Origin of the sequence: Streptomyces sp. NPDC000075, from assembly GCF_040301925.1 — a bacterium.
Lineage (GTDB): Bacteria > Actinomycetota > Actinomycetes > Streptomycetales > Streptomycetaceae > Streptomyces > Streptomyces polychromogenes.
This window is the reverse complement of the sequence record NZ_JBEPFL010000003.1, coordinates 129,350-142,212: the sequence shown is the minus strand read 5'-3', so window position 1 is coordinate 142,212 and position 12,863 is coordinate 129,350. Positions and strand designations below refer to the sequence as shown.

General features: G+C 70.9%; 11 protein-coding genes. 5 read left to right on the top strand and 6 right to left on the bottom strand.

Going from position 1 to position 12,863, the window contains the following annotated elements:
• The first annotated feature begins 5 nt into the window (after positions 1-5).
• On the top strand, positions 6-458 hold the full coding sequence (locus tag ABT403_RS04845; RefSeq protein ID WP_344160414.1) for an SsgA family sporulation/cell division regulator: 453 nt from the start codon (positions 6-8) through the stop codon (positions 456-458).
• 34 nt (positions 459-492) lie between these two features.
• Here ABT403_RS04845 and ABT403_RS04840 read toward each other — a convergent pair whose 3' ends face one another.
• Entirely contained in the window at positions 493-1,914 is a 1,422-nt protein-coding gene (locus ABT403_RS04840; RefSeq protein WP_344160417.1) for a YibE/F family protein, read from the bottom strand.
• A 210-nt stretch (positions 1,915-2,124) separates the two neighbouring features.
• Between ABT403_RS04840 and thiC the strand changes: the two genes are divergently transcribed.
• Positions 2,125-3,912: a phosphomethylpyrimidine synthase ThiC gene (gene thiC / locus ABT403_RS04835; protein WP_344160420.1), complete on the top strand. Its 1,788-nt coding sequence runs from the start codon at positions 2,125-2,127 to the stop codon at positions 3,910-3,912.
• A gap of 121 nt (positions 3,913-4,033) precedes the next feature.
• Positions 4,034-5,083: an aldo/keto reductase gene (locus ABT403_RS04830; protein WP_344160871.1), complete on the top strand. Its 1,050-nt coding sequence runs from the start codon at positions 4,034-4,036 to the stop codon at positions 5,081-5,083.
• Between the two features lie 9 nt (positions 5,084-5,092).
• Here ABT403_RS04830 and ABT403_RS04825 read toward each other — a convergent pair whose 3' ends face one another.
• Complete coding sequence (locus ABT403_RS04825; protein WP_344160423.1) at positions 5,093-6,244, bottom strand: glycosyltransferase; 1,152 nt, start codon at positions 6,242-6,244, stop codon at positions 5,093-5,095.
• A gap of 214 nt (positions 6,245-6,458) precedes the next feature.
• On the opposite strand from ABT403_RS04825, the gene ABT403_RS04820 reads away from it, so the two are divergent.
• Positions 6,459-7,514: a hypothetical protein gene (locus tag ABT403_RS04820; protein WP_344160426.1), complete on the top strand. Its 1,056-nt coding sequence runs from the start codon at positions 6,459-6,461 to the stop codon at positions 7,512-7,514.
• Positions 7,515-7,518: 4 nt separating this feature from the next.
• On the opposite strand, the gene ABT403_RS04815 is transcribed toward ABT403_RS04820, so the two are convergent.
• From ABT403_RS04815 to ABT403_RS04805, 3 genes are all read right to left on the bottom strand, one after another.
• Complete coding sequence (locus ABT403_RS04815; RefSeq protein ID WP_344160429.1) at positions 7,519-8,349, bottom strand: hypothetical protein; 831 nt, start codon at positions 8,347-8,349, stop codon at positions 7,519-7,521.
• Positions 8,350-8,498: 149 nt separating this feature from the next.
• Positions 8,499-9,677 (bottom strand): metallophosphoesterase, encoded by a 1,179-nt coding sequence (locus ABT403_RS04810; protein ID WP_344160874.1) that lies wholly within the window; start codon positions 9,675-9,677, stop codon positions 8,499-8,501.
• 217 nt (positions 9,678-9,894) lie between these two features.
• A complete protein-coding gene (locus tag ABT403_RS04805; protein WP_344160432.1) occupies positions 9,895-11,010 on the bottom strand; it encodes a LacI family DNA-binding transcriptional regulator in 1,116 nt (371 codons plus the stop codon).
• Between the two features lie 362 nt (positions 11,011-11,372).
• On the opposite strand from ABT403_RS04805, the gene hisC reads away from it, so the two are divergent.
• Positions 11,373-12,452, top strand: coding sequence for a histidinol-phosphate transaminase (gene hisC / locus ABT403_RS04800; RefSeq protein ID WP_344160435.1), 1,080 nt, complete (start codon positions 11,373-11,375; stop codon positions 12,450-12,452).
• Between the two features lie 21 nt (positions 12,453-12,473).
• Here hisC and ABT403_RS04795 read toward each other — a convergent pair whose 3' ends face one another.
• Entirely contained in the window at positions 12,474-12,842 is a 369-nt protein-coding gene (locus ABT403_RS04795; protein ID WP_344160438.1) for a cyclophilin-like fold protein, read from the bottom strand.
• Between the last annotated feature and the right edge of the window lie 21 nt (positions 12,843-12,863).

Genomic DNA, 12,863 nt, shown 5'->3' with positions numbered 1-12,863 from the left:
AGGCAATGCGCGAGTCGGTACAGGCAGAGGTCATGATGAGCTTCCTCGTTTCCGAGGAGCTCGCCTTCCGTATTCCGGTGGAGCTCCGGTACGAGGCCCGGGACCCCTACGCCGTACGCCTGACCTTCCACCTTCCCGGAGACGCCCCGGTGACCTGGGCGTTCGGCCGGGAGCTGCTCCTCGACGGCATCAACAGGCCGTGCGGCGACGGGGACGTGCACATCGCCCCCACCGATCCGGGAGCGCTCTGCGACGTCCACATCCGCCTTCAGGTCGGCGGCGACCGGGCCCTGTTCCGCGCCGGCGCCGCCCCGCTCGTCGCCTTCCTCGACCGCACCGACCGGCTCGTTCCGCTCGGTCAGGAGCGCAGCCTCGGTGACTTCGAGGAGACCCTCGACGAGGAACTCGGCAGGATCCTCGCCGAGGCCCAGCAGCAGAACGAGCAGAACGCGGGCTGACGCCCCCGGCCCCCTCGGGGCCCGTCCCGCCCCGTCAGCGCTTGCGCCGCCGGCCCCGCCCGCCACGGGCCGGCGCCGCAGGGCTGCCGGCGGGACCGGGCCGGTCCGCGGACACCACCAGCGCGGCCAGCGCCGTGGTCACCGGGACCGAGGCCACGAGCCCGATCGAGCCCACCAGGGTCCGTACGATCTCCTCCGCCACCAGCTCGCTGTTGGCCACGGTGCCCATGCTGCTGTTCGCGATGGAGAACAGCAGCAGCAGGGGCAACGCCGCGCCCGCGTACGCCAGTACGAGCGTGTTCACCACCGACGCGATGTGGTCGCGGCCGATCCGGATGGCCGCGCGGTACAGGGCCCGCGGGCCCATGTTCGGGTCCGCCTGGTGGAGTTCCCAGACGGCCGAGGTCTGAGTGACCGTCACGTCGTCGAGGACGCCGAGCGATCCGATGATCACGCCCGCGAGCAGCAGACCGCTCATGTCGATGTTCGGGTAGAGCCCGTGGATCAGCCCGGTGTTGTCGTCCGTGTTCCCGCTCAGGAACGCCCAGCCGATGAACAACGAGCCCAGCAGCCCGATCAGCAGCAGCGAGACCAGGGTGCCGAGGACGGCCACCGAGGTGCGGGCGGTCAGCCCGTGGCACATGTAGAGGGCGATCAGCATGATCGCGCTGGCTCCGACCACCGCGACGACCAGGGGGTTCGAACCCTGAAGGATCGCGGGGAGGATGAAGAGGGTCAGCACCCCGAAGCTGACCACGAGCGCGATGAGCGCGAACAGCCCGCGCATCCGGCCGACGACGACCACCGCGACCGCGAAGACGGCCGCCAGCAGGGCCATCGGGAACTTCCGGTTCAGGTCGATCACCGAGTACTGGAGGTCGCGCGGGGCGTCCGGCGCGTAGGCGACCACCACCTCCTGGCCCTTCTCCAGCTGTCTCGGCGCACCCGGCTGGACGATCTCGAAGAAGACGCGGCCCTTGTCGGCTCCGGTGCCCACCTCGACGGTGGCCCGCTTGCACGACCCGGTCTGCGCCCCGCGCCCCTCGGGAGCGGGCGTGTTGCCGGTGGCGGGCACCTGGGAGGCGTTCACCGACTTGCAGTCGACGTCGGAGAGGGCGACCACCTTGCCCTGCTGCGTCTGGCGGTCGAAACCCACCCCGGTGCGCTCGTGGGCGGGGGCGCCGCCGGGCCACAGCACGACCATGCCGACGAAGACGGCGACGGCGAAGGGGATCAGGACGGCGGAGATCACCTTGCGCAGGTGTTTGGAGACGGGGGCCGCCGGCCCGTGGCCGTGACTGTGGCCGTGGCCGTGCCCGGGCCCGTGCCCCGGGGATCCGTGGCTGTGCGAAGGACCCTGTGCACCGCCGGCCGCATGCCCGTGGGACGCATGCTCGTGGCCGGTGTGGCCCAAGGGGTCAGTGGGCTCGTGTGGGGGCTGCGGCGAGGTCGTCACCGGCAGATCATCGCAACAGATGAGGGGGCCCACTGTTCAGCACGCCACAGATGACGCTAGCGTGGGGGCTACTTTGCACAACGCGGGAGCTCGGAGCACCGGGCTGAGAGGGCGCTGATCACCGTACGCGCAGGAGATGCGTACGGGAGGAGGCTGCGTCGACCGCCGAACCTGTTACCGGGTAATGCCGGCGTAGGGAGATCAGGTCTCATGACCATTCAGGACGCACGCACGCCTGCCGCCGGCGAGAACGCCGACGGCCAGACCGAGCGCCAGCCCGGCTGGCACAAGGGATACCTGGCGGGTTCCCGCCCGGACATCCGGGTGCCGGTCCGCCAGGTCCACCTCACCAACGGCAAGGACGTCACGCTCTACGACACGTCCGGTCCGTACACCGACCCGCAGATCGAGACCGACGTGCGCCGCGGCCTGCCGCCGCTGCGCGAGAACTGGATCATCGGCCGTGGTGACACCGAGGAGTACGCGGGCCGCCCCGTGCGCCCCGAGGACGACGGCATCAAGCACACCTCGCCCCGCGGCGGCCTCAAGAACCTCGACGCCGTCTTCCCCGGCCGCCCGCGCCTGCCGCGCCGGGGCCGTGGCGGCCAGGCCGTGACGCAGCTCGCGTATGCCCGCCGGGGCGAGATCACCCCGGAGATGGAGTACGTCGCGCTCCGCGAGAACGTCTCCCCCGAGGTCGTCCGCGAGGAGATCGCCGCCGGCCGCGCGGTTCTTCCGGCCAACGTGAACCACCCGGAGATCGAGCCGATGATCATCGGCAAGCGGTTCCTGGTGAAGGTCAACGCCAACATCGGCAACTCGGCCGTCACCTCCTCCATCGAGGAGGAGGTCGACAAGATGACCTGGGCCACCAAGTGGGGCGCGGACACGGTCATGGACCTCTCGACCGGCCGCAACATCCACACCACGCGCGAGTGGGTCCTGCGCAACTCCCCCGTCCCGATCGGCACCGTGCCGCTCTACCAGGCGCTGGAGAAGGTCGACGGCCGCGCCGAGGACCTGACCTGGGAGATCTACAAGGACACGGTCATCGAGCAGGCCGAGCAGGGCGTCGACTACATGACGGTCCACGCCGGCGTGCTGCTGCCGTACGTGCCGCTGACGGCCCGCCGCAAGACCGGCATCGTCTCGCGCGGCGGCTCGATCATGGCGGCCTGGTGCCTGGCGCACCACAAGGAGAACTTCCTCTACACGAACTTCGAGGAGCTCTGCGAGATCCTCGCGGCGTACGACGTCACGTACTCGCTGGGTGACGGCCTGCGCCCCGGCTCCATCGCGGACGCCAACGACGCGGCGCAGTTCGCGGAGCTGAAGACGCTGGGCGAGCTGAACACGATCGCCAAGCGGCACAACGTGCAGACGATGATCGAGGGACCGGGCCACGTCCCGATGCACAAGATCAAGGAGAACATCGACCTCCAGCAGGAGATCTGCGAGGAGGCGCCGTTCTACACGCTCGGCCCGCTGACCACGGACGTCGCGCCCGCGTACGACCACATCACCTCCGGCATCGGCGCCGCGATGATCGCCTGGTGGGGCACCGCGATGCTCTGCTACGTGACGCCCAAGGAGCACCTGGGCCTGCCCAACCGCGACGACGTGAAGACCGGCGTCATCACGTACAAGATCGCGGCCCACGCGGCCGACCTGGCCAAGGGCCACCCGGGTGCCCAGGAGTGGGACGACGCCCTGTCGGACGCGCGGTTCGAGTTCCGCTGGGAGGACCAGTTCAACCTGGCCCTCGACCCGGACACGGCCCGCGAGTTCCACGACGAGACGCTCCCGGCCGAGCCCGCGAAGACCGCGCACTTCTGCTCCATGTGCGGTCCGAAGTTCTGCTCGATGAAGATCTCCCAGGACATCCGTCGCGAGCACGGCGGTGACTTGAAGGCCGAGGAGATCGAGGCGGGCATGGCGGAGAAGTCCGCCGAGTTCGCCGCGTCCGGTAACCGCGTCTACCTGCCGCTGGCGGACTGATCCGGCCGGACGGACCGTCCCGCGACCTCATGGGGGGAGTCGCGGGACGGCCGGGTCCGGACTGCGTCAAAGGGTCTTGCGCTGGAGTGCGCTCCAGCTCCTAGAGTGCGGCCGCATGACCATGCGATACCGGAATTTGGGCGGGACCGGCATAGAGGTGAGTGCCCACTGCCTCGGCACGATGATGTTCGGGGCGGTGGGTAACCCGGACCACGAGGACTGCGTGCGGATCGTCCACGCCGCCCTCGACCAGGGCGTCAACTTCGTGGACACCGCGGACATGTACTCGGCGGGCGAGTCCGAGGTGATCGTCGGCAAGGCGCTCAAGGGGCGGCGTGACGACGTCGTGCTCGCCACCAAGGTCCACTTCCAGATGGGAGAGGGCCGCAACCGCAGCGGGAACTCGCGCCGCTGGATCGTGCGGGCCGTCGAGGACAGCCTGCGCCGGCTGGACACCGACTGGATCGACCTCTACCAGGTGCACCGGCCCGACCATTCGACCGACGTCGAGGAGACCCTGTCCGTCCTCGGGGATCTCGTCAGGGCCGGGAAGATCCGGTCCTTCGGCTGTTCGACCTTTCCCGCCGAGGAACTGGTCGAAGCCCATCACGTCGCCGAGCGGCGGGCGCTGCCCCGGTTCCGGACCGAGCAGCCGCCGTACTCGATCCTCGCGCGAGGCATCGAGGCCGATGTGCTGCCGGTCGCCCGGCGCTACGGGATGGGCGTGCTGACCTGGAGCCCCCTCGCCTCCGGATTCCTGAGCGGCAAGCACCGGCTCGGCGGGCCGGTCGACCTGACCACGGGGCGGGCGAAGCTCCACCCGGCCCGCTTCGACCCGGCCCTCCCGGGCAACGTGGCCAAGCTGGAGGCGGTGGAGAAGCTCCTCGGGATCGCTGATGACCTGGGCTGCACCCTGCCGGAGCTGGCGGTGGCCTTTCCCCTCGCGCACCCGGCGGTCACCTCGGTGATCATCGGGCCCCGCACCATGGAGCAGTTCCAGTCGCTGTCCAAGGGGGCCGGGCTGGTCCTCGACGACGAGGTGCTCGACCGGATCGACGAGATCGTCGCCCCGGGTGCGAATCTCTACCACCCCGATGGTGTCTGGCTCCCGCCGGCGCTGACGGACGCCACCCAGCGGCGGCGCCCGCTCGGCGACCGGGCCGCGGGCTAGCCAGGCGGGCTAGGCAGGTGCGGGGGATGTTTCACGTGAAACGGCGGGGTGTTTCACGTGAAACGTCCCCGTGCCCAGCTTGGCGCGGGCGAAGTCGAGATTCGCGCTGACGCGTTCACGGTGCTCATCGGGGAGCTTGCCCTCGTTGAGCAGACGCTCGCAGAGCTCCAGCGACTCACGGTATTCGCCGACCCAGTAGGCGGCGATGGCGAGTTCGTCGAGGGCCCGCCACTCGTGCCAGGAGTACTCCACGAACAGGACGTCCTTCGGGTACGGGATGCGGACGGCCTCCTTGGCGAACATGTAGGCCAGCGGCCAGCGCTCCTCCACGCGGCAGATGCCCGCGAGGTCCCCGATCGCCTCGGCGCGCGAGGGCCGGCTCTCGAACGCGCGGAGGTAGCGGTCCATCACCTCGGCCGCCGGACGGCCCAGGCTCGCGGCGGCCCGTGCGGCGTAGACCCGGGCGAGGTACGTCTCCTCGTAGAAGCCGACCATGGCCGCCCGGCGGTCGTAGGCGGCCAGGGACTTCTCCTGCTCTCCCGCGTCCCGCCAGCTCTGGCCGAGGTAGAACATGTAGCGGGCGTTCCCGGGTTCCTTGGCCAGGCCCTGTTCGAGGACCGCCGCGTCGCGCAGGTACTTCTGCCGCTGGCCGCCCTCCCGGAGCCGGGCGCCCCCGCCGATGCTGAGGATGTGGGCTCCTCGGAGCGTCCCCAGGCTGTACGCGCCGCCGCAGTCGATGTACTCGTGGAGCACGCCGACGTACCGCCAGGGCAGCCGCGTGGAGACGAGCGCCGGCCGGTAGTGGACGATCGGCCCGTCGTGCAGGGCGATCCGGTAGGCGTCGAGGGTCAGCTCCGGCATCCGGAACCCCGGCTCCACCTCCATCGCGTCGTCGGCGTCGATGAACAGGAGGTAGTCGGCCTGGTCGCGGGCGAGCTCGATGGCCTCGGTCCGGCTCCCGTCGAAGCCCTTCCAGGGACGTTCGTGGAGGGTCCCGGGGATATCGCCGAAGCAGTCCCGGATGACGTCCTGGGTACCGTCGGTCGAGCCGGTGTCGACGATCACCCAGGTGTCGATCAGAGGACGCACCGAGTCGAGGCACTTCCGGATGGTGGGGGCCTCGTCCTTGACGATCATGTTCAGGCAGACTTTTGGTCTCATCCTCGGGGACTCTAGGAAGCGGGCGCGGGGTGCCCGCGGCTGGCACGCCGGAAAAGTCCGAGTTGGCCCGATTGGCGGCATCGAGTCAGCCGGTGCGCTGATAGACGGAGCGGCACCGAGGGCGTCACGAGGCGATCCGCGCCCGGCGAGAGAGGCTCTACCCGCCATCGGAGCCCGATGGTTCCGGTTCGAGTCTCTGCTGAAGGAGCGCTCCATGAGTCGTGAGCACTGGTCCAAGGCCGTTCCCCTCGGTCCTCTTCCGAGGGGCAGGACCTGGCTGGCAGGAGGCACCCTGGCCTCGCTCTCCCTCGTCATGGTGGGTGTCGTCGGGCCTGTCGTCGCCGTGGCGCAGCAGACCGGGTCGACGGCGGTAGCAGCCCGCCCGGCGGTCGGCGGCGGTGGCGGCGAGGACCACTGCAAGCAGAAACCGCACCACCACGGGGACGGCGACGACCGCCCTGAGGCCCGGCTGTCCGACCGGGCACCCGGAGGTGGTGGCCACGACGACGATGATTGCCGCGGTCCACGGGGCCCGCGGGGCCCGAAGGGCGCCACCGGCCCGACCGGACCCACCGGACCCACCGGACCCACCGGCTCGACGGGCGCCACCGGCGCGACGGGCGCGACGGGCGCGACGGGCGCGACGGGCGGCACGGGGCCGACCGGCCCGACGGGTGCGACGGGTGCCACCGGCGCCACCGGCGCCACCGGCGCGACGGGTGCCACGGGCGGCACGGGTGCCACGGGCGGCACTGGGCCGACGGGTGCCACCGGAGCCACCGGCGCGACGGGCGCCACTGGTGCGACGGGCGCCACCGGCGCGACGGGCGCGACCGGTGCCACGGGCGCGACCGGTGCGACGGGTGCCACCGGTCCGTGCACCGATGTCGCCCAGTACAAGCCCAACTCGGCCGAAGAGGTCAAGGCCGTCCTGCTCAGCGGCACTCCCTGGGTCGGTATCCGGAGGCTCACCGGCATCACGAACCGGGACTTCGAATGGAACAACCTGGGTGACAACGGAGGCATCCCGACCGGAGTGAGCCTGTGCGGCATCGCCGTCAGCGACCACGCCGGACTGGTGCACGTCGAGTCCGTCGGCTCCGACGGGCGGATCTACGAGACCGACTGCACCGAGAACCCGGCCAGCGACTTCGGTCTCACGTGCAACCAGGCGTGGACTTCCGTCCCGGCTCCCGTGGACCACCCGCCCCTGCGGCGCGGCACAGTTCCGATGGGGGACCCCAACCACCGCCCCAAGGGCATGAAGTAGGCGCTCAGTCCGGCCGGTGTTCCGGGCCGCCGAAGTCCGGGCTCGTGAAATCCGGGCTGGAGTAGCCGGGCCGTGGCCCGGCGGCCCCGTCGGACGGGCTGCTGAAGTCGGGCCGGGTGTATCCCAGGTGGGGGATGCGCCCGGCCCCCGGCGTACGGGGCACCGGGTAGCCCGTCCCGGCGGTCGGATCGGCCAGCGCGTCGCGCAGGAACGGCATGATGCCCCGCTCCAGCAGCGCGTTGCGCCAGGCCTCCCGGGCCCGCGCGAGCACGTCGGGTATCGGCACGCTCTCCTCCGCGGCCACCTCCGTCGAGCTGTTGCGCAGGGCCGCCACCAGCAGCGAGACCACCGCGAAGACGAGCGCCACCACGGTGAGCCCGCCGAAGAGCCAACCGGCCGTCAGCATCGTCCGTGCGAAGGCGGGTTCGGGATCGATCGCCTTCAGGCAGTACCCCACCAGCAGGAAGATCAGCATGGCGGTGCCGGCCAGGACCGGTGCGAGGACGGCCACCACGGCGCTCACGCCCGCGCCGCCGCCGTCGCCCGGCCCGTCACCGTCCTCGGTGGTGTCCCCGTCGGTGTTGCCCCGTCCCGACAGGGCCTCGTCGCGCAGTTCCTCCCGGACCTTCACGTAGTGGGCGTACTCGGCGGCGGCCGCGGCGGTCAGCAGCGCGATGGCGCTCAGGGCCATGGTGCGCAGCTGTTCGGCGTTCAGCCGTTCGCCGAGGGCGGCGAGTTCGGGCCGTTCGTCCGCCGTGCGCAGCGCCTCGTCTAGGAGCCGGTCGAACTCGGGTCGGTCTTCGATGAGCAGGTGCGGACCGCTGGTCATGTGCATCCCCCGATGCTCCGTACGAGCCGGTACGCCCGCATGGAACCGGGCGCCGGCGCAAAACGGAGGAGAGCCTGCTACGGACAGGGCGATGGTAGAGCGCCCCGGCCATGGGGTGACAGGGACTTTCGGGAAATACCCCGCTGGGTGAACGCTCAGTCGCTCAGCGGCAGTTGTTGGACCAGCAGTTTGCCTGCCATGGTGACGCCGCCGTCCATCGCGATGGCCAGTCCGTCCGCGTACACGTGCGGTCCGTGGACGTCCTCCGGCCCGTGCCCGTCGTCGCCGTCCTCGGTGCCCACCTCTCCGAGGAGGTACGGGATGGGGCTGTGGCCGTGGACGACGCGGCTGCCGCCGTACGTGCCGAGGAGCTCGCGCACGGCCTGCGGGCCCGTCTCCTCGTCACGGAAGGCGAACCGCTTGGTGAACTTGCGGAACAGGTCCCAGGTGATGTCGGCGTCGTGGCGGTTGAGCAGCTCGTGGATGGTGTCGTTGACGTCCTCGATGGAGTCGCCGTAGTCCAGGTACGCCGTGGTGTCGGAGTGCAGCAGCAGGTGTCCGTCCGCCAGCGTGGCCGCGTCCAGCCGGGACATCCACTGGAGGTGGACGTCCTCCAGCCGCTCCATGTCGGTGCGCTGGCCCCCGTTGAGCAGCCAGGCGGCCTGGAAGGTGGCGGTGCCGGCGCCGGAGTTCACGGGGGTGTCCCCGAACCGCTTGGCGCCGATGAGCAGCAGTTCGTGATTGCCCATCAGGGCCTTGCAGTAGCCCCCGGCGGCCGCGGCCTCGGCGGACAGCCGCATGACGAGGTCGATGACGCCGATGCCGTCCGGGCCTCGGTCGGTGAAGTCGCCGAGGAACCAGATCCGGGCGTTGCCCGCCGACCAGCGGCAGTCGGCGTCGATGAGGTGCTGCGCCTGGAGTTCGCGGATGAGCTCGTCCAGGTAGCCGTGTACGTCGCCCACGACGTAGAGCGGTCCGGAGCCGGCGGCCGGGGCCTCCTGCGGGACGTACTGGACCTGGACGGTGTCGCCGGGCCCGCCCGTCGCTCCGCGCCCGATGACGGGCAGGTCGCGCTGGGTGGGGGTGTAGCCGTCGAGGTCGTCCTCGGAGCCGGCGGCGGGGAACTCCGCGTGCGCGGAGGCGGTCCGCTGCTGCGGGACGGCCTCCGGTGCGTAGTACGCGGGGTACCCCCCGTACGCGGGCGGCTCCCCGGGCAGGCCGGCGGACGCGGCGTACGGTGCGGGTTCGTTGACCGGCACCCGGAAGTCCCGCAGCGTGTCCGTCCGCATCGCGGGTCCCTGACCGGCCCCCTGAGTCATCGACCCCTCCACCACCGTCGCGCTGCCGTACACCTGCGGACCCTGCTCACCTCCGGGGCGGAGGGTCCGTGATGTCGTGCGCCCATCATAGGAATGCGGCTCGCGCTCTGTGACGCACCAGGGGTGGTGAATCCTGGGCGGAGCCAAACCTTCCTGCCGTTTTCGACCGATATGAGGCTTGTCGAAATCCTCGGCGGGGCCTTCGGGCCCCGCCGATACGGCGGTCCGGCGGTCAGTCCTGAGACGGTGAGCGTGGCGGACTGACGGTGGTGCGGGGGGTTCTGCGCTGCGAGGAGGTACGGATGATCAACTCGGTCGGGACCACCTGTTCGACCGGGCGGCCCGTGTCGACCCCCTCGATCGCGTCGATCAGCAGCTGCACGACGGCGGTTCCGATGCGGCGCGGCTTGAGGGAGAGCGTGGTGATGGGCGGCTCGGTGTTCGCGTAAACGGTGGACTCGCTGCAGCAGACGAGGAGCAGGTCCTCGGGGACCCGCAGCCCGTAGCGCCGGGCGGCGGCGAGGAGGTCGGTGCCGTTCGGGTCGAAGAGTCCGTAGACGGCGTCGGGGCGGTCGGGCCGGGCGAGGAGGCGGTCGGCGGCGACGGCGCCCGCGCAGGGGTCGTGGGCGGGATAGGACTCGTAGACGGGGTCCTGGCCGACGCGCTCGCACCAGTGGAGGTAGGCGGTCGTGGAGAGCCGGGTGTAGGTGTCGGTGGTGGTGCCGGTCAGCAGCCCGATACGGCGGGCTCCGGCGGCGGCCAGGTGGTCGAGCAGGCCCAGGACGGCGGCCTCGTGGTCGTTGTCGACCCAGGCGGTGACGGGGAGGGTGCCGGCGGGCCGGCCGTCGGAGACCACGGGCAGGCCCTGGCGCACGAGCTCGCTGACGACGGGGTCGTGGTCGGAGGGGTCGATGACGACCGTGCCGTCGAGGGCCACGTTGGACCAGACGTCGTGCCGCGAGGTGGCCGGGAGGATGACGAGGGCGTAGCCGCGGGCGAGCGCGGCCGAGGTGGCGGCCCGCGCCATCTCGGCGAAGTACGCGAATTCGGTGAAGGTGAAAGGTTCATCCCCGTACGTCGTCACGGTCAGGCCGATGAGGCCCGACTTTCCGGTACGGAGCGTGCGGGCGGCGGCTGACGGGCGGTAGCCCAGTCGGTCGGCGACCTCGCGGACGTGGCGACGGGTGGCGTCCGGCAGCCGCCCCTTGCCATTGAGCGCGTCGGACACGGTGGTGATGGACACGCCCGCGGCGGCGGCCACATCCCTGATACCGGCCCGGCCCTGTCGGCCGCCGACCCGCCGGGTGGTCTCGGCCCGGCTCACGTGATGCTTCCCTGCTGCTGTCATGGCGAGCCGATAGTAGGGCTCGGAGGGGAGAGTGGTTCAGGTGCATATGCACGGGTTGACAGGCACGATTCTGCTTGGTTCGCCACCCCCAATGACCTTGGAATTGAAGGTATTTGGTGATTTGAGCCAAAGGTGGGGCCTGTCGGCGGGTACGGGCATGCCAAAACGCGGTGGCCCCCGGCCGGTCGCAACTCACCTGCACGAGGGACGCGCGCCACGGCGCGGGCCACCGGCGCGCGCATATATGCGCGCGCTCCCCCTGTGTTCCTGGCGCCCGCCATTCTCGGATCGGCGGAATCCTCATAAGGTGAGCAGTATTGAGTCGACGGAGACGTCGACGGGACGGTCGAGGAGGACCTGCGGTGAGCGAGAAGAGCCCGAAGCTGCGCGCCGAGCTGGACGGCATCCCCACCTACAAGCCCGGCAAGCCCGCCGCCGAGGGCGGGGCCGTCGCTTTCAAGCTGTCCTCGAACGAGAACCCGTACCCGCCGCTGCCGGGGGTCCTGGAGACCGCGGTCGCGGCCGCCGGCCGCTTCAACCGCTACCCGGACATGGCGTGCACCGGCCTCGTGAACGAGCTGGCGGACCGCTTCGGCGTGCCCGCCGAGCACATCGCCACCGGCACCGGTTCGGTGGGTGTGGCCCAGTCGCTGATCCAGTCGACGGCCGGCCCGGGCGACGAGGTCATGTACGCGTGGCGGTCCTTCGAGGCGTACCCGATCATCACGCAGATCTCGGGTGCGACGTCGGTCCGGGTCCCGCTGACCGACGGGGACGTCCACGACCTCGACGCGATGGCCGCCGCGATCACCGACCGCACGCGGCTTATCTTCGTTTGCAATCCGAACAACCCGACCGGCACCGCGGTGCGCCGCGCCGAGCTGGAACGGTTCCTCGACCGCGTGCCCTCGGACGTCCTGGTGGTGCTCGACGAGGCCTACCGCGAGTTCGTCCGCGACACCGACGTGCCGGACGGCATCGAGCTCTACCGCGACCGCCCGAACGTCGCCGTGCTGCGTACGTTCTCCAAGGCCTACGGCCTGGCCGGCCTGCGCGTCGGCTTCGCCGTGGCGCACGAGCCGGTCGCGGCGGCGCTGCGCAAGACGGCGGTGCCCTTCGGTGTCAGCCAGCTGGCACAGGACGCGGCGGTCGCCTCGCTGCGCGCCGAGGACGAGCTGATGGGCCGGGTCGGCGCGCTGGTGTGCGAGCGCAACCGGGTGCACGAGACGCTGCTCGCCCAGGGGTGGACGGTCCCGGACACGCAGGCCAACTTCGTCTGGATGCGGCTGGGGGAGCGGACCGCCGAGTTCGCGGCGGCCTGCGAGAAGGCCGGTGTGGTGGTCCGGCCCTTCGCGGGCGAGGGCCTTCGGGTCACGATCGGTGAGACCGAGGCCAATGACCTCTTCCTGCACACGGCGGAGGCCTTCTTCAAGGAGCTGTAGGAGGTGCAGGAGCTGTAGTCGTCAGACCAGTTCCACGCGGATGGGGTCGCCGTCGCGCACGGTGGCCAGCAGGCGGGGGTCGCCGTCGAACGAGCCGAGCACGTTGCAGGGGCTCGCCAGGCGGCTCTCGCCCCCGCGCGAGATGGGCGTGGGGCCGTAGGGCAGTGCGAGCGCGTTGCCCTCGGTCCAGAAGGCGACCGTGCCGGGCTCCACGACCTGGCGGGCGTCGTGCTCCAGGTCCACGGAGACGCCCGTGTCGAAGTAGACCTCCTCGCCCCAGGTGTTCGCGGAGGCGGAGATCGGGAGGGCGGCGGCCAGTGCCTTGCTGGTCGGAGTGGGGTCGAGGGTCGCGGTGAGCAGGCCCGCAGGCCATGAGATTCGAATCTGCATGGCCACATTCAACAATCTGTT

Bases quoted from the DNA above. Each gene is read 5' to 3' on its own strand.
- ABT403_RS04845 (WP_344160414.1), top strand. From the start codon at position 6: ATGCGCGAGTCGGTACAGGCAGAGGTCATGATGAGCTTCCTCGTTTCC.
- thiC (WP_344160420.1), top strand. From the start codon at position 2,125: ATGACCATTCAGGACGCACGCACGCCTGCCGCCGGCGAGAACGCCGAC.
- ABT403_RS04830 (WP_344160871.1), top strand. From the start codon at position 4,034: ATGCGATACCGGAATTTGGGCGGGACCGGCATAGAGGTGAGTGCCCAC.
- ABT403_RS04825 (WP_344160423.1), bottom strand. From the start codon at position 6,244: ATGAGACCAAAAGTCTGCCTGAACATGATCGTCAAGGACGAGGCCCCC.
- ABT403_RS04820 (WP_344160426.1), top strand. From the start codon at position 6,459: ATGAGTCGTGAGCACTGGTCCAAGGCCGTTCCCCTCGGTCCTCTTCCG.
- ABT403_RS04815 (WP_344160429.1), bottom strand. From the start codon at position 8,349: ATGCACATGACCAGCGGTCCGCACCTGCTCATCGAAGACCGACCCGAG.
- ABT403_RS04805 (WP_344160432.1), bottom strand. From the start codon at position 11,010: ATGACAGCAGCAGGGAAGCATCACGTGAGCCGGGCCGAGACCACCCGG.
- ABT403_RS04795 (WP_344160438.1), bottom strand. From the start codon at position 12,842: ATGCAGATTCGAATCTCATGGCCTGCGGGCCTGCTCACCGCGACCCTC.